Here is a 26314-nt window from a genome sequence, read left to right on the forward strand (position 1 = left end):
GTCCTCCGCATGCGCCGCGCGCTCCTCGCGATCACCGGCCTGGCCGCCAGCACCACCGCCCTGGTGGTGCTCAAGGCGGCCCCGGGCACCAGCCAGACCGCCCAGGAGGTGTCCGGGCCGGTGGCGCCCGCCTCCGGTGAGCCGGACGACGACGACGCCCCGGTCAGTGGTGAGCCGGACGCCAGCGCGTCGCCGAAGTCGTCCCCCAGTGCGAGCGCCAGGAAGACCCCGTCGGCCGGGCGCAGTACCTCGGCCGCCCCGCGCGCCACCACCCGCACGGTGACCGGGCCGGCGGTTTCCAACGAGTTCGGCAGCGTCCAGGTGCGGATCACGCTGGCCGGCAACCGGATCGTCAACGCGGTGGCGGTGGACCTGCCGCGCAAGACGGCCCAGTCCGACCAGCGCAGCGACCAGGTCGACAGCCGGTACAGCGGCGCGGCGGGGATGGTGGTGGAGCGGCAGAGCGCCGATCTGGACACCGTCTCGGGGGCGACCGCGACGAGCGAGTCCTACCGGGGGTCGTTGCAGGCAGCGATCGACCAATCCCGGTGAGGGTGTCCGCCGTGGCCCGGCCCGGGATGCGCCGCGTCGAACACGTCATGGGCACCCCGATCAGCCTGGACATCGCCGACGACCGGCCCGTCGCCGAGCTGGACGAGCTGGCCGACGAGGCGTTCGCCTGGCTACGCGAGGTGGACGCGCGGTTCAGCACGTACCGGATGGACAGCGAGGTGTGCCGCTTCGACCGGGGCGAGTTGCTGCTGTCCGAGGCGTCGGCGGACCTGCGCCGGGTGCTGGAACGCTGCGCCGACCTGTGGGGCGTCACCGACGGCTTCTTCGACGCGTACGCCACCGGCGGGCTCGACCCGTCCGGGTACGTCAAGGGCTGGGCGGCCCAGGTGGCCTCGGACCGACTGCGCGCCGCCGGCGCGGTGAACCACTGCCTGAACGCCGGGGGCGACGTGCGGGTGTCCGGCCGCTCGTCGACGGGACTGCCGTGGCGGATCGGCGTGCGGCATCCGTGGAACCCGTCGGCGACCTGTCTCGTGCTGACCGGAACGGACCTGGCGGTGGCCACCTCGGGCGTCTACGAGCGAGGCCACCACATCCGCGACCCTCGGCGGGGCGCGCCGGCTCGGGGGCTGCGGTCGGTGACCGTGGTCGGACACGACCTCGGGCTGGCCGACGCGTACGCCACCGCGGCCCTGGCCATGGGCGTGGCCGGCATCGGCTGGTTGGACCGGCTGCCCGCGCACCGGCACGCGGTGGTCACCGACGACGGGTGCTGCCTGCACTCCACCGACCTGCCGTTGGCCGGGTGAGCCATGCCGCACCCGACGCCTCCGGATCGGCCGCCGGTCGTGCGCCCGGGCCTGGGTCAGCACCTGGGTCAGGGCCTCTGCCCGGACCTGGGTCAGGTCCAGCGGGCCGGCCGGTGGGTGGTGGCCGGGCGGGAGCCGGGCGGCCGGGGCCGACCGGGCCGGGCGCCCGGCGGCCGGGTGGCCGCCCATCGGCGGCCGGGTCGGTGCTGCCGGGGTGGCTCGGCGCCGCCCGGATGGTGCCTGGTGTCGTCGGTGGACATCGGATCCCCGCTCCCGGCGCGGGTGCGCCGTCGTAGGACTCAACGAGCGCCCGCCATCCCGGGTCGCTGCCGGTCAGCGGCCCTGGCGGGGCAGCGGCAGGTGGCCGGGGACCAGCGTCGGGGTCAGCGCGACCCCGGTCGCGCGCAGCGCGTCGACCAGGGTGTTCTGCACGAGGTAGGAGTCCGGCAGCTGCCAGCGGGCCTGCTCCGGCGCCACCGCCCAGCGGACCTGCCCCTCGGGCAGCGGGGTGGGCGGCGCCGCGATCCACGATCCGGGGCCGTGCCGCACGACGTGCAGACAGTGCTCCAGTTCAGGTCGCAGCGGGTCACCCGGGCGGACCAGGAACATCCACCGCCCGGTCGGCGTGACCAGCACCGGCCCGCGTACGCCGGGACCGGCCGGGTGGGCGCGCACCGCGTCCAGGACCGACCGGCCCAGGTGGGCGGGGACCTCCAGCACGTCGAAGGAGCGGCCGGTGGGCAGCAGTACGCCGTGTGGCCGGGACCGCCACCAGGTCGCCACCCGGGCCGGGTCGGCGCTGGCCGCGTGCTCCCAGTCCTCCAGTGCCGGATGGCAGCCGACCGTCGGGCAGCCGGCCCGGCCACAGACGAAGCGGCTGCGCGCCAGGCAGGCACCGGGGGTCACCGCCCAGCCGTGCATGGCGTACCGCACCGCGACGCGGCGCAGCCGTACCCGTTCCAGCGGCGACAGCCGTGCCACCCGCGGTCCGACATTCCCCCACATTGGTGCCATCTCCCCTCGCCGGGCCTGGCCGGTGCCAGCTCGTACGTCGAGAACCGTCACTGCCGTAGTCCACCTTCGTTGATCTGACAAAGTGGCTGATGCAACTTGCACGAAAAGTACGAGGATCGACCGGACGGCTGACGCACCTCCTGTGCGACCAGCGGAAACCTGGGATACGGACGGATCGCCGCGCCCACGGATCGGCCCCCGGCTCCTGGCCAGGGCTCCAGCAAGGGGAGGACTGGGGAGATGGACGAACTACCCATAGGGCGACGGGTGGCCTACTGGCGCGGTCGGCGGAAGATGTCGCAGCAGGTCTTCGCCGATCGGTTGGGCAAGTCGAAGAGCTGGGTCGACAAGATCGAACGGGGCGTCCGGCGGCTGGACAAGTTCTCCGTGCTCTACGAGATCGCCGACATCCTCGAGATGGACGTGCAACTGCTGCTCGGCAAGGATCCGGAGCGGCGTACGGACGCGCTGAACTGCATCGACCAGTTCGAGGTCGAGGAGATCCGGGCGGCCCTGGAGCGGTACGACTCGATCAGCGCGTACTTCGACGCGGCGCCCTACCCGCCGCCGCTGACCGACATGAGCAAGGCGGTCACCCACGCCTGGTTGACGTACCAGTACGGCCGCTACGGGATGCTGACCCGGGCGCTGCCGAAGCTGCTGCGCGACGCCCAGGCGGCCGACGCCGTGTACGGCGGTGACCAGGCGCCGCGCGCCGCCCACCTGCTCGCGCAGGTTTACCAGATCGCCTCCTCGGTGCTGCGCAAGCTCGGGGAGTGCAACCTCGCGTGGCTCGCCGCGGACCGTTCCATCGCGGTCGCCCAGCGCGCCGACGACCAGTTGCTCGCCGGCACCGCCACCACCCGGGTCTCCAACGCCCTGGTCGCGATGGGCCGGCCCCGGTCCGCGCTGGAGCTGAACGTCCGGATCGCCAACCGGCTCGCCCCGGAGGGCAGCGGCGACAGCCCGGAGCGCCTCTCGGTCTACGGGATGCTGCTGCTCCAGGGCGCGATGGCCGCCGCCCGCACCGGCGACACCGCCACCGTGGAGGACCTGCTCGACGGCGCCCGGGCGGCGGCGGCCGTCCTCGGCAGCGATCAGAACCACTACTGGACCTCGTTCGGTCCCACCAACGTGGAGCTGCACTGCGCGGCGGCCGCCGTCGAGCTGGGCGACGGTGGCCGGGCGGTCGAGGTGCACCGGCAGCGGATCGAGAACTCCCCGTTCGACTCGATGCTGCCGGAACGCCGGGCGCACCACCTGCTCGACCAGGCCCGGGCCTTCGCCCAGATCGGCGACCTGGCCAACGCCGGCGAGATGCTGCTGCGCGGTGACCGGCTGGCCCCCTCCGAGATCCGGTGCCGACCGATCGCCCACGAGGTGATGTCGGACATCCTGCGTCGCACACGTGGTGCGCCGCCTTCTCCGATCGCGGAGTTGGCTGAGCACATGGGAGTGGGAGTATGACCCCGGGGCCGGCATGACCGGTGCGCACCGCCACGCCGGGCATCGCGAGGTGCTCTACATCATCGCCTGCGGCTCACCGCTGGCCCGAGACGTGGGCCGGCTCGTCGAGCTGGCCCAGCAGGACGGCTGGGACGTCTGCGTGATCACCACGCCCGACGGTGCCAAGTTCGTCGACCGCACCGCCCTGGCCCGCCAGACCGGCCATCCGGTGCGTACGCACTACAAGAACCCGGGCGACCCGGACGTGCTGCCGACGGCCGACGCGATGATCGTCTGCCCGGCCACCGTCAACACGGTCAACAAGTGGGTGGCCGGCATCGCGGACACCCTGGCCCTCGGGTTGCTGGTCGAGGCACAGGGCCGGGGCATACCGCTGGTGGCCGTGCCGTACACCAACTCGGCGATGGCCGCCCACCCCGCCTTCCGGGCCGGCGTCGTCAAGCTCGCCGAGTGGGGGGTGAGCGTGCTCTTCGGTGACGACGTCGTCCCGCTGCACCCACCCGGCACGGGAGAGCAGCACCAGCACAGCTTCCCCTGGGCGCTCCCGCTCACCGCCGTCCGCGACCACCTCTGCCGCACCACCGGGTGACGTCCCACCACGGCCGCCGACGCCGGTAAGCTGGCCCGTCGTGAGCACAACCGCAGCCGTGCCGACCGTCGCCGACGTGGTGGCCGAGGTGGAGCGGCACTACCCACCGGCGTGGGCCGAGGAGTGGGACCGCGTCGGGCTGGTGCTCGGCGAGCCGGGCGCCCCTGTACGCCGGATCCTCTGCGTCGTCGACGTGGTCCCCGAGACGGTCGCGGAGGCGCTCGACGCCGGCGTCGACATGATCATCGCCCATCATCCGCTGCTGCTGCGCGGTGTCTCCTCGGTGGCGCCGACCACGTACAAGGGCCGGATCGTCCACCAGTTGATCAAGGTCGACATCGCGCTGTACGTCGCGCACACCAACGCCGATGTCGCCGTTCCCGGTGTCTCCGACGCCCTCGCCGCCCGGCTCGGGTTGGTCGACCTGCGCCCGCTGCAACCGGCCCGGCCGGGCACCCCCGCCGCCGGCGAGGGCCGGGGAGCCGGCCGCATCGGGCGGCTGCCCCAGCCGATGACCCTGGCCGAGCTGACCCGGCGGGCCGCCGCCGTGCTGCCGGCCACCGCCGTCGGGGTACGCGCCGCCGGCGACCCGAACCGGACGGTGCGTATCCTGGCGGTCTGCGGTGGCGCGGGGGACGGTTTCCTGGCCGATGCGACCGCCGCCGGGGTGGACGCCTACCTCACCTCGGACCTGCGCCACCACCCGGCCGGCGAGCACCTCGCCACCGGCGGGCCGGCCCTGCTCGACGCGACCCACTGGGCCACCGAACGACCGTGGTTGGACGACCTCGCCGCGGTGCTGCGGGCCGCGCCGGGCGTCGAGACCCTGGTGTCCGATCTGGACACCGACCCGTGGACCGTACACGCCGCCTCTCCCGCAGCGGGCCGCCCCGCAGCGGACGACAAGGAGCCCGACCGTGAAGGCTGACCCCCAGGTCCAGCGCCGCCTGCTCGACCTCCAGGCGATCGACACCGCCCTCGCCCAGCTCGCCCACCGGCGGCGGGCGCTGCCCGAGCGGGCCGAGTTGGAGGCCCTCGCGCGGGAGCTGTCCGCCCTGGAGGACGAGCGGGTCCGTGCCCAGGTCGCCGTCGACGACCTGGACCGGGACATCGCCCGGTTGGAGAAGGACGTGGACCAGGTCCGGGCGCGCAAGACCAGGGACGAGAACCGGCTCGCGGCCGGCACCGGCCCGGCCCGCGAGTTGGAGGCGCTGCAACACGAACTGGCCTCCCTCAACCGCCGGCAGAGCGACCTGGAGGACGCCGAGCTGGAGCTGATGGAGCAGCGGGAGACCGCCCAGTCGGTGCTGGAGGGGGTGGAACAGCGGCTGGCCGAGGCGCGCGAGCGGCGGGACGCCACCGAGCGGCGGCGCGACGACAGCCTCGCCGAGATCGGCCGGGAGGAGGAGTTCAAGCGCTCCGCCCGGCAGCCGCTCGCCAACGACCTTCCCGGCGACCTGGTGCAGCTCTACGACCGGATCCGCACCGACACCGGGCTCGGCGCGGCGCTGCTGGCCGCCGGCCGCTGCGGCGGGTGCCGGCTGGAACTCTCCGGCGCCGACCTGGCCCGGATCCGCAAGGCCGACCCCGACGAGGTGGTCCGCTGCGAGGAGTGCCGTCGGATCATGGTCCGCACCAACGAGTCCGGGCTGTAGCCGGTGGCGCCGCGCGCGGTCCTCGTCGAGGCCGACGGTGGCTCGCGGGGCAACCCCGGGCCGGCCGGGTACGGCGCGGTGATCCGCGACCTGACGACCGGTGAGGTGCTGGCCGAGCGGAGCGAGGCGATCGGCACCGCCACCAACAACGTCGCGGAATACCGGGGACTGATCGCCGGCCTGGCCGCTGCCGCCGAGCTGGGCGCGGGCGAGGTCGAGGTCCGGATGGACTCCAAGCTGGTGGTCGAGCAGATGTGCGGCCGCTGGCAGATCAAGCACCCGGGCCTGCGCCCGCTGGCCGCCGAGGCCGCCCAACTGGTCAGCCGGTTCGCCGCCGTCCGGTTCAGCTGGATCCCCCGGGAGCGCAACACCCACGCCGACGCCCTGGCCAACGCCGCCATGGACGCCGCCGCCGTGTCGAACGTCGCCCTGCCCACCGTCGAGCCGCCCCGCGTGGTCGAGCCGCCCCGCCGGCTCGGCGGCCCGGAGCCGGCCGGCGGCGGTGCGGCTGGGCCGGCCGGCGGTGGTGCGGCCGAGGTCGCCGCCCGGGCCGGCTCGTCCGGTGCCGACCAGACCGCCGCCCGGCCCGGGTCACCCGGTGCCGACCTGAGCGCCGCGCCGGTCTCCTGGGAGCCCCGGCCCAGCTTCACCGCCACCCGGCTGATCCTGGTCCGGCACGGCGAGACCGAGTACACCGAGCAGGGCCGCTACTCCGGCCGCGGCGACATCCCGCTCAGCGCCAGGGGCCGGGCCCAGGTGCGGGCCACGGCCACCCGGGTGGCCGCGCTCGCCCCGGACGTCGCGGCCGTGGTCAGCTCACCGCTGTCCCGCTGTACGGCGACCGCCGAGGCGATCGCCGCCGCCGTCGGCGGCGTCCCGGTGCGTCGCGACGACGAGCTGATCGAGTGCGACTTCGGAGCGTGGGAGGGGCGCACCTTCGCCGAGGTACGGGAGGGCTGGGCGGGAGAACTCGACGCCTGGCTCGCCTCCGCCCGGGTCGCCCCGCCCGACGGCGAGTCGTTCGCCGAGGTGGCACAGCGGTGCGCCCGGGTGGGCGAGCGGCTGGTCGAGGCGTACCCCGGCCAGACCGTCGTGGTGGTCTCGCACGTCTCGCCGATCAAGCTGATGCTGCGCGACGCGCTCGCCGCCACCGACGCCTTCCTGCACCGCCTCTACCTCGACGCCGCCGGCATCTCACTGCTGGACCGCTGGCCCGACGGCGGCATCGCCGTCCGCACCATCAACGACACCGCCCACCTCTAACACCTCACCCACGCCCTCACCCCTCGCTTCCGCGATCTTGCAGTTGTGGTCGCCCATTCGAGCCTTTTGACCGCATCTGCGGCGACACAGAGTGCAAGATCGGCGCGGGCTGAAGGGCGGGGTGCGGGCGAGGGGTGGGGGTTAGGTTAGGGCGCGGTGGAGGAGGTAGAGGCCGACGGTGGTGCCGAAGAGCACGATGACGGTCTTCAGCACCAGCGGCGGCAGGCGGCGGACCAGGCGGGCGCCGGCGTAACCGCCGACCAGCGTGGCCGGGGCGACCAGCGCGACCCCGGCCCAGTTCACCGGGCCGGCGAGCGCGAAGACGGCGACCGTGGTCAGGCCGATCACCGCGGACAGCAGATTCTTGACCGCGCTGACCTGGGCCAGCGTCGCGTCCATCACCAGCGCCAACCCGGCGACCAGCATCACCCCGGCGGCGGCGCCGAAGTAACCGCCGTACACCGAGGTCAGCCCCACCACGGCCTGGATCGTGACGGCCCCGCGGCGCGGCGCCAGGTCGCGCGGATGCCCGACCAGCCGGCGCAGCGGATCCTGGAACGCCAGCACCGCGGTCGCCCCGAGCACCAGGAAGGGTACGACCACCTCGAACGCCCGCGCCGGGGTGACCAGGAGCAGCGCCGCACCGGCCAGCGCGCCGACGACCGCGGTGGGCACCAGCGTGGCCACCAGCCGCCTCCGGGGCAGATCCATCCAACTGCCCGCCACGGCCGCGCCGTACCCCGGGAAGACCGACAGCGAGTTCGTCACGTTCGCCGGCACCGGCGGCAACCCGACCGCCAGCAGGGCCGGAAACGTGATCAGCGATCCGCCCCCGGCCACCGCGTTGACCGTGCCGGCGACGAGACCGGCGAGGAGTAGCAACGCCGCGTCGGCAAGATCCATGAACCGCAGGCTAGTCCCCCCGGCGCCGGCCGCCGCACGCCCCCTGGCTGCGCTTACTCCCCGACCGGCCCGCCGGCCAGCTCCACCACGATGTCCAGCTGCCCGAGATGCCGGGCGTACTCCTGGAGAAGGTGGAACAGCACCCGTTCCAGCGACGCCGGTTCCGCGCCCTCCCAGCGCGGCCCGGGCGCGCCACGCGCGGCGAGGTCCGCGCCCTGCACCACCGCGCCGGTGTGCGCGCCCTGCGCCCGCAGCGCGGTCACCAGCTCCGCAAGGCTCTCCTCCGGCGCGACGTACCATCGCTCCCCGCGCCAATCACCCCACGGGTCGGCGACCTCGCGCCCCTGGAACCCCCACTCGATCCAGCGCAGCTCCACGTAACGCAGGTGCTTGAGCAGCTCCAGCGGGGTCCAGCCGGACGGCAACCGGCTGCGCCGCTGCTCCTCCTCGGCCAACGCGGACACCTTCGCCAGCACGCTCTCCCGGAGATACTCGAGGTAGCGCAGGAACACCTCGGCCCGCCCGGAGGCCGGCACCGTGGGTTCGGGGAACGGCGGCAGCGTCACGCGGCCATTATCTGCCTGCCCGCCCGCGTACCGTCGCAGCCCCGGCGGGCGCGGCAATAGACGCCGACCCGGTGTCGTTAGGATGGGTACGCGACGGACGAGTCGACCGGGCGGTCGCGTCGGCGGGCCGCGCGCCCGCCGCCGAGGAACGTCCGGACTCCACAGGGCAGGGTGGTTGCTAACGGCAACCCGGGGCGACCCGCGGGACAGTGCCACAGAAAACAGACCGCCGACCCCATCGGGGACGGTAAGGGTGAAACGGTGGGGTAAGAGCCCACCAGCACCCCGGGTGACCGGGGTGGCTCGGTAAACCCCACCCGGAGCAAGGCCAAGAGAGGGCCGTCACCGCAAGCTGACGACCCGCGCAGACGCTTGAGGGCGGCCCGCCCGATGTCTGCGGGTAGGCCGCACGAGCCCGCCGGCAACGGCAGGCCGAGATGGATGACCGCCGCCGGCGCAAAGCCCTCCGGGGTACGCGCCGCGCACAGAATCCGGCGTACAGGTCGACTCGTCCGTCGCCCACCAGCTCAGAGCTTGGATCAAGGCTCTGAGCTGGCCTGGCCTTTTGTCTGGTGCTATTGGTTGACCTTGGTCATCGTTGGGTGGCAGTTGACGGCCCGGTGACGGCCCAGAAGACGGCCCAGGAAACGCCTGACTCGGCGTTGAGTGGATCTCGTCTGCTGCGGCGGGTGGTGGGCTCGGTGGCGGCCTGGTCCTCGTCGAAGGCGGGCGACGGTGGGAAAGTGGTCGGCCACGTCCTGGCGGTGGATCTGGTGCCGAGAGCCCGTGACACGGTGGCAAGCCAGTCCCGGGGTTGGACTGGCGCGGCAGCCGGAAGCCCTAACCACGCGACCAGGCCGACTCGCCGGCTTCCGTCACGGCCTCGCTGGGCCTGGCTCCTGACGTCCTGGGGGCGGTGAGCCACCGGCCGGGCTTGCCGCCCCGCACCGCGCGGAGCGCGGTGCCTTGATCCAAGACAGAGCAAATCGGCAATGAAGCTGGGCGAAGCTGCGTGCCCTTCCCCTCGTAGCGTGGAGGCCAGAGCTTGAGGGATAGAGGTTGATGGCTGAGCGTTGACAGCTAGTACGGCAGCCGCCGTTCGGGACTATGGCTGGTGTTCGAGGTTGAGGCGTCGGGTGTAGTGGGCTTGGCGGGCTCGGGCTTGATGGCGGCGGCGCCAGTCTGACCAGCGCAGACGGTGGGTGAGGTCGCGGATCGGGCGGAGTACGAGGGTGTTGATCAGTCGGCGGGTCTCGTTGACGGTCAGCTTGATCAGCCCTGTGTCGGTGGAGTCGTCGTCGGCGTCGGCGGCGCAGATCGCCAGGACGGCGAGGGCGGCCAGGGCGAGGGTGGTGAAGCGGTGCCAGGAGTCCCAGCGGCGGACCTGGTGCTGGTCGAGGCCGACCTGGCCCTTGGCGGCCTGGAAGCTTTCCTCGACCGTCCAGCGGATGCCCGCGACCCGCACGAGTCGGGCAAGGGTGGCTTGTTGCGGGGTCCAGCAGCGGTAGAAGGCCAGCTCGCCGGTGGTGGTGTTGCGGCGGATCAGGAGGCTGTGGTGGCCGCCGTCGTCGGGGTCGGCATCGGTGCAGACGTCGTTGAGCCAGGCCCAGTCGTAGAAACGCGGGCCCTTGGATCCGGCGCCTGCGCTGCGGCGCTGCCACGCCGAGGCCGGTAGGTCGACGGCGACCCGATCAGCCCGCACCCGGGTCTTGCCACCGTCGAGAGGGACCAGGTGGCTGCGGGACACGGCCAGGACATAGCCCAGGCGGTGTTCGCGCAGGTGAGTGCGGAAGACGCTGCTGTTGCCGTAGGCCTCGTCCGCAGCCGCCCACCCGACGGGAACGCCGGCGTCGACCGCAGCGGTGATCATGTCGGCGGCCAGCTCGGACTTCGTGGCGAAGGCAACCTCGTCGGGAACCCCAGCGGCCTGGCATCTGTCCCGGTCATCGGTCCACGACACCGGCAGGTAGACCCGGCGGTCGATCAGCGTGTGCCCATGCCGGCTGGCATAGCCGCAGAACACCCCTACCTGCGCGTTCTCGATCCTGCCGGCAGTGCCGGTGTACTGGCGTTGCACCCCGACCGAATGCGTGCCCTTCTTCAGGTCCCCGGTCTCGTCGACAACCAGCACGCCGTCCGAGTCACCGAACCGGGCCACGACCACGTCGCGCAGATCGTCGCGGACAGCGTCGGCGTCCCACACCGCCCGATACAACAACCTCTGCATCGCGTCCGGCCGGGCATGCCCGGCCCGCTCCGCCAACTGCCAGCACGTCTTGACCTCAATGTCGGCCAGCAGCCCACTCACGAACGCCGTAGCCGTGCGCCGCGGCTCGACCCGCCCGAACCGTCCCGCGAACGCATCACACACCCCGGCCAGAACCTGCCGCCACCGGGCAGGGTTTACGCTGTGGCACGCGGCCACCGCCAGATCTGAAGTTATGTCCACAGCAGACAGACGATCACGCGGTGGCCGCACCTCGCCTACCAGGCCCCACCAGCGACATCTCAAACGGCGGCTGCCGTACTAGGCGTTGTCGCCGCCATGGGAGAAGTAAATCTTCCGACTGTCGGCTGGTGCCACTTTCCGTGAAATGATCCCTTGGCTTTCAAGCTTCGCGCCGAACTTCGCAACTTTCTGTACGTAGCATCCGACATCGTCAGCAACCTGTCGCGCGTACAGGTTGTCCTCCTCTCTTGCTGAACGAATGGCGCCGATTATCTTTATCTCCTCTTCTGTGAAATTGTGGCCGATGTTTGGCGCATTAATTGGTTCGAGGTCGACCCGATCTACTGGGCAAAAGCTTAATTGATGTCCGGCGACGATTAATTGGCTTCTCTTGAAGGTGGTGCGACACCTCGGGCAGCGGAACTCTTCGTCCTCACTTCGCTTGTAGTATTTATCAAACGCCGACAACGTGTCGTCGTATGCAAACCTTTGCTGTCGGATAGTGTTCTTGTCTGTGCTCCATCCGAAGTGATTTTCGAGGGCGGTTCCGTAGTCGAAGCAGTACAGGCTTCTGTTTATGCCTTCCTTTTTGGTTGTGCGACCTTGTTCCAGGAGGTGCACAAGGAAGAACATATTCAGGTACTTCAATCGCTCCTCGTAGCGAGGCTGAACCATAAAATGGCTTGAACTGACGGAATTCGTTCTTGACTTTTTCCGCTCCTGGCCCGCCCGTTCGAGTAGCGAATCCCAAAGCTCAAGCACGTGTTCGGGTATGGCGATATTATCGCGAGCTGACCCGGCCATCTGGTTATAGTAGGCGCGCGAGGCGTATCTAATGCCGTAGTCGACATCCGCTCGCCTGATCCGTGACCTTGCATGTGCAGATGTTGATTGGGCTCGGCTCCACGCCTGTTTGAGTACGATCCCTAGTGTTCTTGGAACCCCCATCGCAGACATCGAAAGGTTTTCGTAGGCGCTGCTTGCCTCGTCGAAGAGGCTGCCGGGGTTTTCGATACCGTAAACCTTTAGGCGCTGTTCCACAATATTTTTCGTGAGGCCGATTAGGTGGTCCATTGCGGATTTAAGTGATCCGCTTCTTTCCACAAACGAGTCTAGATCAAGTGAGAGCTCAAAGAGGTCTCGTTGAAGGATTATTGATGAGCCTAGTCTGTAGTGGTCTGTGATTCCGCATAGCTTAATGTATACGCCAGAATGGTTTCCTAGTATCTTTTTGAGCAGTGTAGTGAATCTGCCTTGGAGGGTGTCGTCTAAAGAAGAAAACTCGTCTACGAATATAATAAGGTAAGGTATCTCTGCGGCTTTTCGCAGATCTCCTACAACGCGCAGAAAATCCGCCACCGTAAGCCGGTAACTCATATTCTCGGAGCGGGTCACCTCTGTTTCGCGACTTTCCGTGTGTTCATCGGAAAAATCGACCTTGAGTTCGGCGGCTGGCATCTTCAAGCCGGCCGATACGCTGGCCTTGTCGGCCGTGCTTTGCGAGTTTCGGTTGCGGATTTCCTGGGATCCCGACCGATCTACGAATCGAGGCAATCCCGTCTTGATTATTTCGGCAAGACGCTGTAGTTCATTGTTGGTCGCGGCTAGCCTTCTGCTCTCCCTCGACTTGAACACGCGATCAATTAGTGTCCTTTCGCGAGCAAGGTCTGGCCATGAGCGAACAAGCTCCTCCCGGATTGCGTCACATGGCTCCGATATAAAAGCATGTTCGAAGTGTTCGTAGTCGACGGTGCTGAAGGAATTGAGTGATTGGCACTTAACCAGATCAAGGTAGATGCCGAGTGTTCTGCTCTGCGCGGAGCTCCCAGCTTGGTTGCCCCAAGACCTCATGCATTCGACGAGTGCGCGGTAGAGGAGGGTCGTCTTTCCTGTGCCGCGTCGGCCGACCACTAGTTGGTCTACCGGCGCAACCATTTGGTTGATGTAACCCCAATAGTCAACGTAATAATCAGCAAGGAGGTTTAGTTTCTCGGTATCGTTCAGAGCAATGTAGTCGGTTCGAAGCATAGAGTTGAATGCTTCATCGAGCCGCGGGCTTGTCATCTAGTTCCTCTCGCGATCGATGACGAGTTTGACCCAATTAAGTGGGATTTGTTGAATTGGGATTGTTTGGTCATGTGGGTGTCGAAGGATACAGCTCGACGTCATGATGTCAGTCAATTATCTGACAGTTCGGCGGAGTGGTGCAAGTAGTCCTACTTCAAGTAGGTGTGGAGCGGTGAGTAGGACGGTCGCAGCCTTTACGTATGGCCAGGCCGGATCGGAGGTGATGGAGTGCTTGGCGGAGTGCCTGCGTAAACCCTACAGCCAGAGTTAGGCAGACGCCCACCGAGCCTGCCACCGTGGTCAACCAACCGCCTGTTGCGAGCCCGTTGCTGGTGCATGTGCGCCAAGGTCAAGGCAGCATTGACGCGTGGTCGGTGCGACGGGTCGAGCGGTGCTCTGGTTGATTTACTCGGGTCGGAACTTAACGAAATTGCCACGCATTCATGTGCTGGCCAGGTCCACGTGATAGATCAGGGCGACCTCTCCGACCCGGTCTACCTGTCGAATGACCTTCTCTTGCTCGATCAGGAGAGTTCCGACCTCGACCTGGAAAAGTGCCGCTAGGCGTACATCTGCTGGTATCTCTCGCTGGCGGACTTCTGACGGCGTCTGCCTGTGCTGGGCCACGTATGTACCCCTGCCTTGTTCGGTGGCGACCTGGCCCTCCTCCCGCAGGGCAGCTATCGCCTTGCGGATCGTGCCGCGGGCTACATGGAATTCGGCGGCGATGGCGCTTTCGGTCGGCAGCAGGGCGCCGGATGGGATAGCGCCGCTCTCGATGCGCTTCCGTAGTTCATCGGCGATGACCCGGTAGCGCGGCTGTCCGTAGCGCGGGGTGGGCATCTGGTCACCGTACCTGGCACTTGTCTTACCAAGTGCCAACCTGAAGCCTCGTTTTGGCGTGTAGACAAGTCGTCCACTTGTAGGTACGTCTCCGAGTGTGCGGCTGGTATGACGGCGTGTATCAGGGGTGGTGCTGCGTCGGCCTGGTCGTGCTACTTCACCCGGGAACACGGCCTGCTCTACCGCAAGTGGCCCGGCCAAGTCACCAGCCAAGCCGCCCACCGCGAACCTATCGAGTACGAAGGCCGTATGAAGATCACTGAGGCCAGCGCCGTAGCCCTGGCCTCAATGCTCCCGAACGGGTTGCCGGTCACTCCTGCGGCGTAGCCTCATGCCCCGGCATCCCATGGGTACGCCGACGCTTCCTCGATTCCGCCCGGTCGGCGCGTAATCCGACCCGCAGCGCCGACCCGGATCGGGCTGACTCGCATTCGGCGTCAGGATGGTCAGAAGTCGTAACCGCGGCGGTGACCGCAGGGGTATGCAACGAAGATGGTTTCCGCGAGGATCTCGCCGCCGGGGAGCATGGCCTCGGTGCTCTCTGCGGTGGAGCCGGTGACCCGCCGGCCGCAGTCCGGGCAGGGCTTGCCGTCCACGATGGGCTGGATGACAAGCGTGTCGTTCCGTTCCTTGAGGTAAGGCTTGAAGGCGCGGTAGGCGTTCGGGCCGGCCATGTGTACGCACTCGCCGATCTCGTCCCAGGTGGCGCCGAGCTGGCGCGCCTGAGCAACGGCGCGGGCCTGGGTGAGCGTGGCGTTGCCGATGGCGGCGGTGGCATCCCGGAGGAGACCGAGCGCCTCCAGCTTGGTGGTGGTGGTCATCAGACCCTCCCGATCTTATCGTTTCGATAATTTTATCGTCCTGATAAGGCATGGTCAACTGGCGTGGCGGGGTCGTCCGCTCCTGTGGCAACCCGCCTCCGTCGTCCAGTCGGCGTGTTCGCATTCTCGCCGCCCGCCCGCCGCGCTCTGCCGGGGATTGCCGTCAACAAGTTGGAGGGTGAGTGATGGCTCTGCGTGGCGGTATGAGGTTCGCCGTGCGGTTCGAGGACGTGTTCCCGGCGGGGTGCGCGTTGGTGCCCGAGTCGTTGGGTGAGGTCGAGGACTACGACGAGAAGACCGGCCGGCGTAGCCCAGCCAAGGACAAGCTGACTGGTCAGCGGGTGTGCCAGGTCCGGGTGATGGACCTTGACCCTGAGCTGGGGAAGCGGTCGCGGGAGACGACGGTGAAGATCTCGGCTGACTACCAGCCGGTGCCGCCGTCGGGTGCGCCGTTCGAGGCGGTGGAGTTCGACGGGATGACGGTGACGCCGTACGTGGCGAACAACGGTCGGATGGCGCATTCGCTGCGGGCGACCGGGCTGCGGGCTCCGGTGGTCGGCGGGCAAGAAGTGACGGTGACGAACGATGGGCTCTGGACGATCCGGGACGTGGCGGCGTACCTGCGGGTACCGACCGAGACGCTGTACCGCTGGCGCAAGGTCAAGTACGGTCCGCCTGCGGCACGGGTTGGCCGTCACCTCCGGTACGAACCGGAAGCGGTCCGATCCTGGGTACGCGAGCAGGCGGCGGCCTGATGGGACACGTCGAGGATCGCTGGTACAAGACACTGCGTCACCCGGGCGGGCAGCGGGAGCGGGTCAAGACGGAACTGTTCGGCAAGGGTTTGCGCTACCGGGTGCGCTACATCGGCCCGGATGGCAAGGAACGCAAGAAGTCGTTCCCGGACCGGGCCAAGCGTGAGGCTGAGGCGTTTCTCGTCTCGACCGAGTCGGACAAGCTGCGCGGCTCGTACGTCGATCCGGTCGCGGGTCGGATGACCTTCGCGGAGTACGCCGAGACTTGGCTACGGACGCGCTCGTTCGACGAGTCGACCCGGGAGAGCACGGAGTTTCGGGTACGCAAGCACCTGCTGCCGTTCTTCGGCTCCAAGAAGCTGGCCGAGATCAAGCCAGGTCATATCCGGGCGTGGGACGCGAACATGGTCGGCAAGCTGGCTCCTGCGACTCGGGCCGTTGTCTTCGCCCACCTGCGGACCATCCTCGGCGCGGCCGTCGATGACGAGCGGATCGCCAAGAATCCGTGTTCGGCAAAGTCGGTCAAGCCTCCGCGCCCGGTGCAGCGCCGGGTAGTGCCCTGGCGGTACGAACAGGTTTCGGCAATCCGCGCTGGCCTCGCGCAGGGATACCGCCCTATGGTCGACCTGGGGGCCGGCTGCGGTCTGCGGCAGGGGGAAATCCTCGGCCTCGGGGTCGACGACATCGACTTCGACGGCGGCTGGGTGCACGTCTGCCGTCAGGTCAAGCTGGTCCGCCGGATACCGTTGCCCGACTCCGTCGCCCAGGTGCTACGGCAGCATGTCGACGACTTCGCCCCGGTGCCGCTCACCCTGCCGTGGGAAGACCCGGCCACCGACGAGCGGGTAACGGTTCCGCTGCTGTTCACCACCACCCGGCGGGGTGCGATCAACCGGCGCACCTTCGACAACAAGAGTTGGCGACCCGCTGTCGTGGCGGCCGGCATCACGCCGACCCGCTCCACCGGGATGCATGCACTACGCCACTTCTACGCCTCGTTGCTGCTCGACGCGGGGGGAGAGCATCAAGGCCCTGGCGTCCTACCTCGGCCACGCCGACCCCGGCTTCACGCTCCGGGTCTACACGCACCTGATGCCAGCCAGCGAGGAACGCACCCGGAATATGATCGACCGTCTCTTCTCGCCCCCTGTCGGTCGCCAAGAACATTGATCTTGGTCTGCCTATCTGATGTCGGATCCGTCGTATATCGTCCGGCCATGTCTCGGCAGAAGAAGAAGGCTCCGCGGAAGCGCGGGGGAGCGGGTGTTGCCATCTATCACGATATGCGCGTAGAAGAAGACTTTGAGCGCTGCGCGCAACGCTTGGTGGAAACCATTGCATTTGCTGCTCGGACGCATCCAGGCAAGAAGAGGTGCCTGTATTTGGATGTCCAGGGTCATCGAAACGATGCAAATGGCTATGACCGGGATGCGCACGAGATCATGGGGAATTTCCTGTTCACCTTTCTGATGCCCTACCTTTCTGAGGCGTCCACTCCTCTCGGGGCATATAGGAACCCCAGAGGGCAGCGAGACGATGTTCCTGATGTTGTTGCGGTTGCTGATCCTGATGAGCGCCCGGATGAGCTGCTCAATCTGGCGAAGCGAGTCAGGGGCGTAAAACAAGACGCTCGCCGTTCAAGGCCGTCCCTGCCCGCGATTGCCGACTACCTCGGGGTCAAGGAGGTGGCCTGTATCATCTGCTGGTCAACGCCGGTCCATCGTGCCCACGCAGTGCCGGATTCCCTGGGTGGTTCGAACGACGTTCGGAACTTCGCGCCCCTTTGTGAGGGGCACCATAGGCGGGCGCCTGATGTTGTCGACGCGGAAGCATTCTGGCGCTGGATTGACTATGCCTGCCAGAAGGAAAGACGGAAGCGCCTTGCGTTGATGCACAAGGCGGCCCCTGCGTTGATTCCTGATCCGGGGCCTGAACCAGATCGCGCGCCAGGCACCTTTTTCGACCAGGTAAAGCGTGAGCTGATTGATCTTTACGGCTGGGTGGAGAGCGACTTTGAAGGGCTGGCGTGGAGCAGGGTGCTCGATGATTTCTATGTCGTGCTGGAGCAGGCGACCGGTAAGCACTTCGGTGTCGATCGCAAGGTCTCGACCTACGCGTGGGCTTACAACGTGGCCAAGAAGCGGGTGGAGTTGAGAGGCCTGGCGGGTGAAGACCTGCTCAACGCTTGACGCCCTGGCGACGCCCTGAGCGGGTGTCAGTCAGACTAGATGCCTGCTCGGGGCGCGAATCACGTTCATAATCCGGCGTACAGGTCGACTCGTCCGTCGCCCACCAGTTCGAGCCGTGATCAAAGCTCTGAGATGGTCCTGCTCGGGCCGTCCATGGTCAACGTTGGCCGGCGTTGACGGTTCACCGATCGCCTAACCGGCCCAGAGGCGGCCCGGGGGAACTCTGCTGGGCGACCAGGTGATTTCGTCTGCGGCGGCTGGTTGGCGGTCTCTTCGTCTGTTGGATGATGCGGCTTGAGCAGCGCAGGCATAGTCGCCAAGTTTGCGTTTTTAGCGTTTACGGCGCATGTTGGCGAGTATGGCGAGTATGGCGAGTATGAGTGGGGAACTCCTGACCACTGGCCAGGCGGCTAATCTGCTGGGGTCGTCGCGCCAGCAGGTGGTCAACCTGTGTGAACGTGGGGAGTTGTCGTTCGTGCGGGTCGGTGCGCACCGCAAGGTCAGGCGGGAGCACGTCGAGGCGCTGTTGCGACCCAAACAGGCGTTGACTCGTGATCAGCTCAAGTCGCTGTGGCTGCACCAAGCAGTGGCCGGCGGCTTGGTCGCCGATCCGGACAGGGTGCTGGGCAAGGCCCAGGAGAATCTTGATCGGCTACTCAGGAAGCACCGGGGGTCCATGGCCGAGGTCTGGTTGAGGCGCTGGCAGGACAAGATCAACGAAGGGGTTGGGTCCGTCCTCCGGGCGTTGACATCAGAAGATCCGGAGGCTGTCGAGTTGCGGCAGAACTCGCCTTTCGCTGGCGTGCTCTCGCAGCCACAGCGTCGGAAGGTTCTTGAGTCCTTCAAACGCAGCGGATGGGAGGCTCACCTCACCTGAGGTCGATTTGGTAGTCCAGGCTGACTCGGTCGGCGGGAATCGTGATGTCGGCAACCTCAAGCACTCGCTCGTCGGCGTACGTCTGTCGGGTGAGGACGAGGACCGGCACGCCGCCGGGAATCTTCAAGGCGTCGACCTCATCGGCTCTGGGCATCCTTGCTCGGACCTGTTCCCGCACTGAGATGATCGTGTGGCCCAGGCTGTAGAGCTGGGAGGTGTTGCCGCCAGGCCAAGGTTCGTTGGCGGGATCGGCAACCGGAGTGCCAGCCACCATCTCCAGCAGGAGATATGAGGTCGACATCTGCTGTGGCGTGCCGTGTGCGCGGAAGACGAAACGGCGCTCCAGCAGCATCGTGCCCGGCTCGACGCCGAAGAGTTCGGCTATCGTCTCGTTCGCTGGCGTCTCACGGAACTTCTTGTCGAGGGTGTACGCCGACCAGGCGATCTGTTGGTCTGCCGTGAAGGACGTGACCAGTTCACCAGAGCGGACCTGGTCAAGTTCCTTGCGGTAGCGGTCGGAGCCCAGGCGACGTACGGGTACCACGGGACGCGCGTACGTCCCGCGTCCCATCTCCGTGGCCACCAGGCCCTCGGCGCGCAGCACGGCCAAAGCTTCCCTGACCGTCCCACGCGCTACCGAGAACTCGGCCATCAAGGTTGATTCGCTGGGCAGCAACGCTCCAGGTGGGGTCGCGCCGGACATGATCCGGCGGCGCAGTTCGTCTGCCACCAACCGATACCGGGGTGGCTCCGCGTGCGGGGTAGGCACGTCCGTCACCGTACCGCCGATCTTCCGGAGGTAGGTGCGTCGTGCCGGTTGCCCCTACGACTTCGGGAGGCAACCCGTGACGCGATGGCGATGGTTCCAGAGGCCAGCCGAACCGATCGACGCCGTTCAGCCCGCAACCCGCTACGACCGGCAAGATGGCCAGCCCAGGCCGGCGCGGACCCGGCCGGCACCAAGCCGTCGTCCCGACGACCATAAAACGGAAGGCGACGGGCTGCGGCGGTCGGTCAGGGGTGGGTGAGGAGTTTGGCGAGGCGGTCGGCTACCGGTGGGGCGTGCAGGTGCAGGCGGGCCACGTTGATCGCGTCGGCGCCGACCACGGAGAGCAGGGCTTGCGCGCCGACGGCGTACACGGCGAAGTAGCCGGACTGGTTGCGGACGGTGGACTGGCGGAACTCGCCCTGGCCGAGACGGAGGCTGACCTGCCGGCCCAGGCCGAAGGTTGCCGCCGCCATCGCGGCCAGGTCGTCCGGGTCCAGCTCGTCCGGCACGTCGTGGGTGATCCGCAGGCCGTCCACCCCGCCGAGGACACTGCCCTGCACCCCGGGGATCTGTAGGCGCAGCTCGGCCAGTTCGGTCCCGATCGCCGGGTACGGCAGCGACGGGTTGCCGGCCAGCGACGGCGGCAGCGTGGCCGGCGGCGGGAGGTCGGGTCGTTGCCCGGTGCGGCGGGGCAGGGAGGCGTCGCCGGTGCTCACAGTTCCAGCTGCTCCTCGATGGTGCGCAGTTGGTGCCGGGCCAGGGCCAGGTTGGACCGGCTCTTGCTGAGCATCAGGTAGAGGAACAGCCCCTTGCCGTTGGCGCCGGTGAGCGGTCGGATGATGTGGTACTGACCGCCGAGGGTGATGAGCATGTCCTCGATGTCGTCGTCCAGCTTCAGCATCTCGATGGTGCGCATCTTGGCGCGTACCACGTCGGTGTTGCCGGCGGCGGCGACGGTGAGGTCGATCTCCGGGGTGCCGCCGGCGACGCCGAGGGTCATCCCGCTGGTGTAGTCGACGAGCGCGGCGCCGATGGCGCCGTCGATCGTCATGGCATCCTTCAGTGCGGTGTCGAGGTTGGCCACATCGCCTCCAGGGTCGACTGGCGCAGCTACGCACGCCAGCGCGGCTTCCCGGAGCCCCCCGTCGCCCCGGCGAAGAATCTTGGATGAGAGTTGCACACGTTGCGTCCCATCCGCACCTCGGGCAGGCGCGAAGGGGCTGAGCGGGCCAGGCCGGATGACCACCGGGCGACCGAGATCGTCGCAGCGGCGGATGCCTGAGAAACGCCTGCGTCTGCTACCCGGGCAGCTCCGGTGACCGCGGGCATCCTGAGGCGACCGTCGCGGTCACCGGCGCCGACCGGGTCGGATCCGGGCTGATCCGAGCGGGCACAGCATGTCGGGTCGGGGGTGCCGGCGCGGGCCTAGCGTGGGCGGCGGAAAGGGAGGGAGATCCGGGTGCTGGAGCGGCTCAACCAGGCCATGGAGCACATCGAGGCACATCTCGACCGGCCGATCGAGGCGGCCGAGTTGGCGCGGATCGCGGTCACGTCGGAGTACCACTTCCGGCGGATGTTCTCCGCGCTGGCCGGCATCCCGCTGTCCGAGTACGTGCGTCGCCGGCGGCTCACCATGGCGGGGGCGGACGTGGTCGCGGGGGAGCGGACGCTGCTCGACATCGCGGTCCGCTGGGGGTACGGCTCGGCCGAGGCGTTCGCCCGGGCGTTCCGGGCGATGCACGGGGTCGGTCCCGGCGAGGCCCGGCGTACCGGTGCCGCGTTGCGTGCCCAACCCCGGATGTCCTTCCGACTCACCGTGGAAGGGAGTAGCAGCATGCGATACCGCATCGTGCGCAAGGAGTCGTTCTCGCTCGTCGGCCGCAGGGCCCGGGTGCCGCTGGTGCACGAGGGCATGAACCCGGCCATCGTGGAGTTCGTCCAGGGCATCGCGCCGGCGGTCCGGGAGCGGATCGAGGCGCTGTCGGACCAGGAGCCGGCGGGGATCGTCAACGTCAGCGACGGTCTGGCCGGCAACCGCGCGGAGGGCACCGAGCTGGACTACTGGTACGGCGTGGTGACCGGCGCCGAGGTGCCGGCGGACCTGGACGCGCTGCCGGTGCCGGCGGGAACGTGGGCGGTCTTCGAGACCTCCGGGGCGTTCCCGGAGGCGGTGCAGTACCTGTGGCGGGACGTCTTCACCCAGTGGTTCCCGGCCAACCCGTACCGTTCCCGGCCCGGACCGGAGATCTCACGTACCCGCGTCTCGGCCGACGGCGGGCACGCGGACGCCGAGCTGTGGATCCCGGTGGAACCGGTGGGCGGGTAAGCCGGGGGAGCGGGTCAGGCCGGGCCGTCGGTGAGGCCGGCGAGCACCCGCCGCTGGAAGGCGCGGGCCGGCGGGCCGTGGGGCGGCGGACCGCCGTCGCGGGCGGCGATCGACCGCTCGACCAGCTCCGTGGTGGCGGCGTCGACCAGCGGCCCGGCCTCGGTCAGCAGCCGCCGGCCGGCGCCCACCTTCGGCAACCACACCCCATGGTGTACGCGTACCCACGCGCGGCAGGCGCCGAGGACGGCGTCCTCCGCGCCGGGCGCCGGTACGTCGCCGGGCGGGATCGGCCGGTCCAGCCACCAGCGCAGCGCGTCCCCGATCAACCGGCGCAGGTCCGCCGGGGCCAGGTCGGCGAAGACGTCGGCGGCGGGCGGGCCGAGCAGCGCCCGCCCGCTCTGGTGCAGGATGCTGCGATCGAGGCCGTACCAGAACAGGCCGTCGGTGGGCGGCCGGTCGGCCGGGCCGTACGAGACCCGGAAGTCCATCCGTACGCCGGTGTTCAGCTCGACCTCGAAGCCGGGTTCCGGGGTGCCGGAACGCGCCACCTCCCGCCGGTACACGACCAGCTCCAGGCCCCGGGCCGGGCAGGGCAGTGCCTCGTGTCGCAGTCGTGCCACCAGTTCCCCGGCGACCGCCCGGTCCAGCGGGCCGGCGCAGAGCAGGGCCACGTCGACGTCGCTACGTCCCGGCTGGTACGCGCCCAATCCCACCGAGCCGGCGACGTACGCCCCGGACAACTCGTCGCCGAGCACCTCGCCGGCGACCGCGACCAGGTCGCTCAGGTATCGCCGCAGCGGTTCATCCGGGTTCATCCGTGCTCGGGTTCGCCCGGCTCGCCCCACAGCGTGCCGGCGGGCAGGAAGAACGCCGCCGCCTCCGTGCCGAGGGCGTGCCGGATGACCAGCCGGGCGTGCTCGTCCAGGTCGGGCAGCCGGCCCGGCGCGAACCACCGGACGTCCAGCGACTCGTCGTCGTTGACCCGTGCCTCGCCACCGAGCAGCCGGCAGTGGAAGCCGAGGTTGAGGTACTCGCAGTGGTCCCCGTTGGGATAGGTGTGCGGGTGCGACACCGCGCTGCTGAGCCGCAGCGGCTCGACCTCCAGCCCGGTCTCCTCCCACACCTCGCGCACCACCGCGCTGGCCGGCTGCTCGCCCGGTTCGACGAAGCCGCTCACCACCGACCACCGCCCGTCGTCGGCCCGCTGGCCGAGCAGCAGCTCGCCCGCGTCGTTGCGCACCACCGCGCTGACGCTGGGTAGCCAGAGCAGGTCGTGGCCGACGTGCTTGCGCATCCGCAGGATGTAGTCCGGTATGCCCACCCGGCGAGATTAGCCGGCCGTCGATCATCGGCCGGCACCCGGGCGGTATGCGCGGATTTCGCAGTTCACACCCGCCGGCCGGCCAGCACGTCTACTGTGGAAAAGCCTGGTGACTTGCGGTGTTCCGGTGGCGGGCGGTCGCTTCCCGGTGCACAGTGATCCCATGAGCGACAGCGGACGTGGGCGCTACTACTGGTGTACGCGACACCACCGGGTCGAGACCGATCCCGACGTGTGTCCGGCCCGGCACGTTCTCGGGCCGTACGCCTCAGCGACCGATGCGGAGAACGCCCTGCAACAGGTGCAGGAGCGTAACGAAGCGTGGGAGGCCGAGGACGCCCGCTGGGCCGGGGAGGAAAAGTAGACGGCGCGGGACACCGCTCGCGCCGAGAGCACCGCGTGCGCCGCGAGGGCGGCAGCACGTCCCCAAGGAGGGAACCGAGATGGCCGAAGCACAGCAGGCCACCCGCCCGGCAGCGAAGCGTACGCCCGCGAGGAAGACCGCCGCGACGGAACGCACCGCGGGGCTCGCCCGTAGCCCGTCCACCCGGCGCGCGAACGGCACCGCCCCGGCGGCCCGCAGGACCGGCACCGCCACGGCTCGTCAGACCGGCACCGCCCCGACGGCTCGCGCGACATCCGGCGGCGCCGGGCGGACCCCCGCGTCGAAGAGCGCCGCCACCATGACGCCGGCGGCCAGGGCGGCCTCGTTGGCGCGGAAGACCGCCGCGGCGAAGAAGGCGGCGCCCGCGAAGAAGACCGTGTCGGCGAAGACCGCACCGGCGAAGCGGACCGTGTCGACGAAGACGGCACCGGCGAAGAAGGCGGCCTCGAAGGCCACCTCGACGCGGGCCGCGACCGGCACGCGCACGACCACGACCGCGGCGAAGCGCACGCCCACGACCACGGCGAAGCGCACGACCGCGGCGAAGCGCACGCCCGCGACGAAGCGCACGCCCGCGACGGCGGCGAAGCGGACGCCCGCGAAGAAGACGGCGACCGCGCGGACCACGGCGGCGAAGAAGACGCCCGCCCGGAGCACGGCGGCGAAGACGCCCGCCCGGAAGGCGGCCCCGGCACGCAAGACGGCCCCCGCGACGAAGGCGACGGGCACGCGGAGTGCGTCGGCCGCGCGCACGGCACCGGCGAAGAGGGCGACCTCGGCGGCGAAGCGTGCCCCCGCGCGGAAGACGGCGGCGACGGCGCCCGCGAAGAAGGCCCCCGCGCGGAAGACCACCGCGGCGGCGGCCCGGAAGACGGCGGTTACGGCCGCGGCGAAGAAGGCCCCCGCGAAGAAGGCCGCGGCGAAGAAGGCCCCCGCGAAGAAGGCCGCGGCGAAGAAGGCGCCCGCGAAGAAGGCCGCGGTGAAGAAGGCGCCGGCGAAGAAGGCTGTGGCGAAGAAGGCCCCCGCGCGGAAGACCACCACGGCGGCCGCGCGAAAGACGGCGGCGCCCGCCAGGAAGGCAGTGGCCAAGACGGCGCCGGCCAAGAAGGCTGCGGTGAAGAAGGCGCCCGCCAGGAAGACCACCACCAGGAGCACCGGGCGGGCGACATCGGCCGGGCGGGCCGGCAGCGCGCGGAAGGCGGCCGGCTGACCCGGCGTACGCCCGACGATCGTCGGTCGGGGGAGGGCGGAGCGCGCGGGGCGCTGTCAGGATTGGCTCGTGGTCTTCCGACGTGTCCTCGCGCCCCGCATCGACTTCGGCGCGCTGCGCCGTGAGCTGGGCCTGCCCGAGGTCTATCCGGCGGCGGCGCAGCGGGAGGCCGACGAGGCGTCCGCCGCGCCGCCCCGGCCCGCCGTCGACCGCACGGACGTCCCGCTGGTCACGGTCGACCCGCCCGGCTCGCGGGACCTGGACCAGGCGATGCACCTCAGCCGCCGCGCCGGTGGCGGCTACCGGGTGCGGTACGCGATAGCCGACGTCGCCGCGCACGTACGCCCGGGAGGTGCGCTGGAGGAGGAGACCTGGCGCCGGGGGCAGACCGTCTACCTGCCCGACGGCAACGTGCCGTTGCACCCGCACACCCTCGGCGAGGGGGCGGCGAGCCTGCTGCCCGACGTCGACCGGGCGGCCGTGCTGTGGACCATCGACCTGGACGCCGACGGTGGCACCACCGCCGTGGTGGTGCAGCGGGCGCTGGTGCGCAGCCGGGCCCAACTGGACTACCCGGGGGTGCAGGCCGACGCCGACGCAAGCCGGTTGCCTGAGCCGATCGCCCTGCTGCCGGAGATCGGTGCCCGGCTCACCGCCCGAGGGCTGGGCCGGGGCGCGGTCAACCTGCCCATCCCCGAGCAGGACGTGGAGGCCGACGGCGACGGTTGGCGGCTCGTGCTGCGCGCGCCGGTGCCGATGGAGGAACACAACGCGCAGATCTCCCTGCTCACCGGAATGGCCGCCGCTGATCTGATGCTGGCCGGTGGGGTCGGCCTGCTGCGGACGATGCCGGCGCCGAAACCCGAGGCGGTGCAGCGGTTGCGGGCCGCCGCCGCACCGCTGGGCGTGCACTGGCCGGACGGCATGAGCGTCGGCGAACTGCTGCTCCGGCTGGACCCGGCCCAGCCGAGGGCCGCCGCCTTCATCGACCAGGCGGCCGAGCTGATGCGGTCGGCCGCGTACACCCCCTTCGACGGCGAGCCGCCCGGGCAACCCGCGCACGGCGGGGTCGCGGCCGCGTACGCCCATGTCACGGCGCCGCTGCGACGACTGGCCGACCGGTACGCCACGGAGGTCTGCCTGGCCCTGCACGACGGCCGCGAGGTGCCCGACTGGGCCCGCGCGGCGCTGCCCCGGCTGCCTGCGGTGATGGCGGCCACGGATCGCACCGCGTCCGCGGCGAGCCGGGGCGCGGTCGACCTGGCCGAGGCGGTGCTGCTGGCGCATCGGGTGGGCGAGACGTTCGACGCCGCCGTGCTGGACGTCGACGCGCCGCCGAACGGCAAGGGCCGCCCGGCCCGCCCGCCCGGCGGCACGGTGGCCCTGGACGACCCGCCCGTGCGGGCCCGCTGCCTCGGTGAGCTGCCGCTCGGCACCCGGGTCCGGGTCCGGCTGGTCGCCGCCGACCCGGTCACCCGCTCGGTCTCCTTCGAACTCGCCTGAGGGCGCCGGGTCCGGGGCGG

The 26314-nt window shown here is 69.6% G+C and carries 27 protein-coding genes, 1 other RNA gene and 1 pseudogene; 15 read left to right on the forward strand and 14 right to left on the reverse strand.

Annotated elements, in window-relative coordinates:
• The first annotated feature begins 9 nt into the window (after positions 1-9).
• Positions 10-552 (forward strand): FMN-binding protein, encoded by a 543-nt coding sequence (locus O7615_RS21195; protein ID WP_278179535.1) that lies wholly within the window; start codon positions 10-12, stop codon positions 550-552.
• Between the two features lie 47 nt (positions 553-599).
• A complete protein-coding gene (locus O7615_RS21200) occupies positions 600-1322 on the forward strand; it encodes an FAD:protein FMN transferase (protein ID WP_278182176.1) in 723 nt (240 codons plus the stop codon).
• A gap of 92 nt (positions 1323-1414) precedes the next feature.
• On the opposite strand, the gene O7615_RS21205 is transcribed toward O7615_RS21200, so the two are convergent.
• Positions 1415-1582, reverse strand: a complete 168-nt coding sequence (locus O7615_RS21205) for a hypothetical protein (RefSeq protein ID WP_278179537.1) — start codon at positions 1580-1582, stop codon at positions 1415-1417.
• 73 nt (positions 1583-1655) lie between these two features.
• Positions 1656-2327, reverse strand: coding sequence for a bifunctional DNA primase/polymerase (locus O7615_RS21210; protein ID WP_278179538.1), 672 nt, complete (start codon positions 2325-2327; stop codon positions 1656-1658).
• Between the two features lie 249 nt (positions 2328-2576).
• Between O7615_RS21210 and O7615_RS21215 the strand changes: the two genes are divergently transcribed.
• Genes O7615_RS21215 through O7615_RS21235 form a run of 5 tightly spaced genes read left to right on the forward strand, consistent with a single transcriptional unit; the run spans position 2577 to position 7310 of the window.
• On the forward strand, positions 2577-3803 hold the full coding sequence (locus O7615_RS21215) for a helix-turn-helix domain-containing protein (protein WP_278179539.1): 1227 nt from the start codon (positions 2577-2579) through the stop codon (positions 3801-3803).
• Positions 3804-3816: 13 nt separating this feature from the next.
• A complete protein-coding gene (locus O7615_RS21220) occupies positions 3817-4392 on the forward strand; it encodes a flavoprotein (RefSeq protein ID WP_278179540.1) in 576 nt (191 codons plus the stop codon).
• Between the two features lie 40 nt (positions 4393-4432).
• Positions 4433-5320 (forward strand): Nif3-like dinuclear metal center hexameric protein, encoded by an 888-nt coding sequence (locus tag O7615_RS21225; RefSeq protein ID WP_278179541.1) that lies wholly within the window; start codon positions 4433-4435, stop codon positions 5318-5320.
• Complete coding sequence (locus tag O7615_RS21230; protein WP_278179542.1) at positions 5310-6047, forward strand: C4-type zinc ribbon domain-containing protein; 738 nt, start codon at positions 5310-5312, stop codon at positions 6045-6047. The genes O7615_RS21225 and O7615_RS21230 overlap by 11 nt, the downstream gene beginning before the upstream one ends.
• Positions 6048-6050: 3 nt before the next feature.
• On the forward strand, positions 6051-7310 hold the full coding sequence (locus O7615_RS21235; protein WP_278179544.1) for a bifunctional RNase H/acid phosphatase: 1260 nt from the start codon (positions 6051-6053) through the stop codon (positions 7308-7310).
• A 141-nt stretch (positions 7311-7451) separates the two neighbouring features.
• Here O7615_RS21235 and O7615_RS21240 read toward each other — a convergent pair whose 3' ends face one another.
• Together O7615_RS21240 and O7615_RS21245 are read right to left on the reverse strand one after the other, a co-directional pair.
• Positions 7452-8213: a sulfite exporter TauE/SafE family protein gene (locus O7615_RS21240; protein ID WP_278179546.1), complete on the reverse strand. Its 762-nt coding sequence runs from the start codon at positions 8211-8213 to the stop codon at positions 7452-7454.
• 53 nt (positions 8214-8266) lie between these two features.
• The gene (locus tag O7615_RS21245; protein ID WP_278179547.1) at positions 8267-8779 is read right to left on the reverse strand and encodes a DUF664 domain-containing protein; all 513 of its coding nucleotides are present in this window, start codon (positions 8777-8779) and stop codon (positions 8267-8269) included.
• 98 nt (positions 8780-8877) lie between these two features.
• Between O7615_RS21245 and rnpB the strand changes: the two genes are divergently transcribed.
• Positions 8878-9294: RNase P RNA component class A (gene rnpB, locus O7615_RS21250), an RNA gene on the forward strand.
• A gap of 590 nt (positions 9295-9884) precedes the next feature.
• Here rnpB and O7615_RS21255 read toward each other — a convergent pair.
• From O7615_RS21255 to O7615_RS21270, 4 genes are all read right to left on the reverse strand, one after another.
• A complete protein-coding gene (locus O7615_RS21255; RefSeq protein ID WP_278182177.1) occupies positions 9885-11159 on the reverse strand; it encodes an IS701 family transposase in 1275 nt (424 codons plus the stop codon).
• 147 nt (positions 11160-11306) lie between these two features.
• Entirely contained in the window at positions 11307-13292 is a 1986-nt protein-coding gene (locus tag O7615_RS21260) for a hypothetical protein (protein ID WP_278179548.1), read from the reverse strand.
• Positions 13293-13736: 444 nt separating this feature from the next.
• Entirely contained in the window at positions 13737-14138 is a 402-nt protein-coding gene (locus O7615_RS21265; RefSeq protein ID WP_278179550.1) for a GntR family transcriptional regulator, read from the reverse strand.
• Between the two features lie 446 nt (positions 14139-14584).
• Complete coding sequence (locus O7615_RS21270) at positions 14585-14959, reverse strand: hypothetical protein (protein ID WP_278179551.1); 375 nt, start codon at positions 14957-14959, stop codon at positions 14585-14587.
• 185 nt (positions 14960-15144) lie between these two features.
• Here O7615_RS21270 and O7615_RS21275 point away from each other — a divergent pair.
• From O7615_RS21275 to O7615_RS21290, 4 genes and pseudogenes are all read left to right on the forward strand, one after another.
• A pseudogene (locus O7615_RS21275) lies at positions 15145-15510 on the forward strand (transcriptional regulator); the annotation flags it as partial.
• A 24-nt stretch (positions 15511-15534) separates the two neighbouring features.
• The gene (locus O7615_RS21280) at positions 15535-15714 is read left to right on the forward strand and encodes a helix-turn-helix domain-containing protein (RefSeq protein ID WP_155221921.1); all 180 of its coding nucleotides are present in this window, start codon (positions 15535-15537) and stop codon (positions 15712-15714) included.
• Positions 15714-17903: a tyrosine-type recombinase/integrase gene (locus tag O7615_RS21285; protein ID WP_278179552.1), complete on the forward strand. Its 2190-nt coding sequence runs from the start codon at positions 15714-15716 to the stop codon at positions 17901-17903. Before O7615_RS21280 ends, O7615_RS21285 begins: the two co-directional genes overlap by 1 nt.
• Positions 17904-18279: 376 nt before the next feature.
• Positions 18280-18780, forward strand: a complete 501-nt coding sequence (locus tag O7615_RS21290; protein ID WP_278179553.1) for a helix-turn-helix domain-containing protein — start codon at positions 18280-18282, stop codon at positions 18778-18780.
• Here O7615_RS21290 and O7615_RS21295 read toward each other — a convergent pair.
• The 3 genes from O7615_RS21295 to O7615_RS21305 all read right to left on the reverse strand — a co-directional run bounded on the left by O7615_RS21295 (position 18773) and on the right by O7615_RS21305 (position 20633).
• Positions 18773-19510: a GntR family transcriptional regulator gene (locus O7615_RS21295; protein WP_278179554.1), complete on the reverse strand. Its 738-nt coding sequence runs from the start codon at positions 19508-19510 to the stop codon at positions 18773-18775. The genes O7615_RS21290 and O7615_RS21295 overlap by 8 nt on opposite strands.
• Positions 19511-19794: 284 nt before the next feature.
• Positions 19795-20265: a roadblock/LC7 domain-containing protein gene (locus O7615_RS21300; protein WP_278179556.1), complete on the reverse strand. Its 471-nt coding sequence runs from the start codon at positions 20263-20265 to the stop codon at positions 19795-19797.
• Positions 20262-20633 carry a hypothetical protein gene (locus tag O7615_RS21305; RefSeq protein WP_278179557.1) on the reverse strand — a complete coding sequence of 124 codons (372 nt, stop codon included), beginning with the start codon at positions 20631-20633 and terminating at the stop codon, positions 20262-20264. Before O7615_RS21305 ends, O7615_RS21300 begins: the two co-directional genes overlap by 4 nt.
• A gap of 375 nt (positions 20634-21008) precedes the next feature.
• Between O7615_RS21305 and O7615_RS21310 the strand changes: the two genes are divergently transcribed.
• On the forward strand, positions 21009-21875 hold the full coding sequence (locus O7615_RS21310; protein WP_278179558.1) for an AraC family transcriptional regulator: 867 nt from the start codon (positions 21009-21011) through the stop codon (positions 21873-21875).
• A 14-nt stretch (positions 21876-21889) separates the two neighbouring features.
• Here O7615_RS21310 and O7615_RS21315 read toward each other — a convergent pair whose 3' ends face one another.
• Positions 21890-22690 (reverse strand): nucleotidyltransferase domain-containing protein, encoded by an 801-nt coding sequence (locus O7615_RS21315; RefSeq protein WP_278179559.1) that lies wholly within the window; start codon positions 22688-22690, stop codon positions 21890-21892.
• Complete coding sequence (locus O7615_RS21320; protein ID WP_278179560.1) at positions 22687-23196, reverse strand: NUDIX domain-containing protein; 510 nt, start codon at positions 23194-23196, stop codon at positions 22687-22689. The genes O7615_RS21315 and O7615_RS21320 overlap by 4 nt, the downstream gene beginning before the upstream one ends.
• Positions 23197-23359: 163 nt before the next feature.
• On the opposite strand from O7615_RS21320, the gene O7615_RS21325 reads away from it, so the two are divergent.
• Positions 23360-23560 (forward strand): hypothetical protein, encoded by a 201-nt coding sequence (locus O7615_RS21325; RefSeq protein ID WP_278179561.1) that lies wholly within the window; start codon positions 23360-23362, stop codon positions 23558-23560.
• A 240-nt stretch (positions 23561-23800) separates the two neighbouring features.
• Here O7615_RS21325 and O7615_RS21330 read toward each other — a convergent pair whose 3' ends face one another.
• On the reverse strand, positions 23801-24727 hold the full coding sequence (locus tag O7615_RS21330) for a hypothetical protein (protein ID WP_278179562.1): 927 nt from the start codon (positions 24725-24727) through the stop codon (positions 23801-23803).
• A 133-nt stretch (positions 24728-24860) separates the two neighbouring features.
• On the opposite strand from O7615_RS21330, the gene O7615_RS21335 reads away from it, so the two are divergent.
• Positions 24861-26294 (forward strand): RNB domain-containing ribonuclease, encoded by a 1434-nt coding sequence (locus tag O7615_RS21335; RefSeq protein ID WP_278179563.1) that lies wholly within the window; start codon positions 24861-24863, stop codon positions 26292-26294.
• The last annotated feature ends 20 nt before the right edge of the window (positions 26295-26314 follow it).

It is taken from the genome of Micromonospora sp. WMMD1082 (assembly GCF_029626175.1).
Taxonomy (GTDB): Bacteria; Actinomycetota; Actinomycetes; order Mycobacteriales; family Micromonosporaceae; genus Micromonospora.

Bases quoted from the DNA above. Each gene is read 5' to 3' on its own strand.
- O7615_RS21195 (WP_278179535.1), top strand. From the start codon at position 10: ATGCGCCGCGCGCTCCTCGCGATCACCGGCCTGGCCGCCAGCACCACC.
- O7615_RS21200 (WP_278182176.1), top strand. From the start codon at position 600: ATGGGCACCCCGATCAGCCTGGACATCGCCGACGACCGGCCCGTCGCC.
- O7615_RS21205 (WP_278179537.1), bottom strand. From the start codon at position 1,582: ATGTCCACCGACGACACCAGGCACCATCCGGGCGGCGCCGAGCCACCC.
- O7615_RS21210 (WP_278179538.1), bottom strand. From the start codon at position 2,327: ATGTGGGGGAATGTCGGACCGCGGGTGGCACGGCTGTCGCCGCTGGAA.
- O7615_RS21215 (WP_278179539.1), top strand. From the start codon at position 2,577: ATGGACGAACTACCCATAGGGCGACGGGTGGCCTACTGGCGCGGTCGG.
- O7615_RS21220 (WP_278179540.1), top strand. From the start codon at position 3,817: ATGACCGGTGCGCACCGCCACGCCGGGCATCGCGAGGTGCTCTACATC.
- O7615_RS21240 (WP_278179546.1), bottom strand. From the start codon at position 8,213: ATGGATCTTGCCGACGCGGCGTTGCTACTCCTCGCCGGTCTCGTCGCC.
- O7615_RS21260 (WP_278179548.1), bottom strand. From the start codon at position 13,292: ATGACAAGCCCGCGGCTCGATGAAGCATTCAACTCTATGCTTCGAACC.
- O7615_RS21265 (WP_278179550.1), bottom strand. From the start codon at position 14,138: ATGCCCACCCCGCGCTACGGACAGCCGCGCTACCGGGTCATCGCCGAT.
- O7615_RS21270 (WP_278179551.1), bottom strand. From the start codon at position 14,959: ATGACCACCACCACCAAGCTGGAGGCGCTCGGTCTCCTCCGGGATGCC.
- O7615_RS21285 (WP_278179552.1), top strand. From the start codon at position 15,714: ATGGGACACGTCGAGGATCGCTGGTACAAGACACTGCGTCACCCGGGC.
- O7615_RS21290 (WP_278179553.1), top strand. From the start codon at position 18,280: ATGAGTGGGGAACTCCTGACCACTGGCCAGGCGGCTAATCTGCTGGGG.
- O7615_RS21315 (WP_278179559.1), bottom strand. From the start codon at position 22,690: ATGAACCCGGATGAACCGCTGCGGCGATACCTGAGCGACCTGGTCGCG.
- O7615_RS21325 (WP_278179561.1), top strand. From the start codon at position 23,360: ATGAGCGACAGCGGACGTGGGCGCTACTACTGGTGTACGCGACACCAC.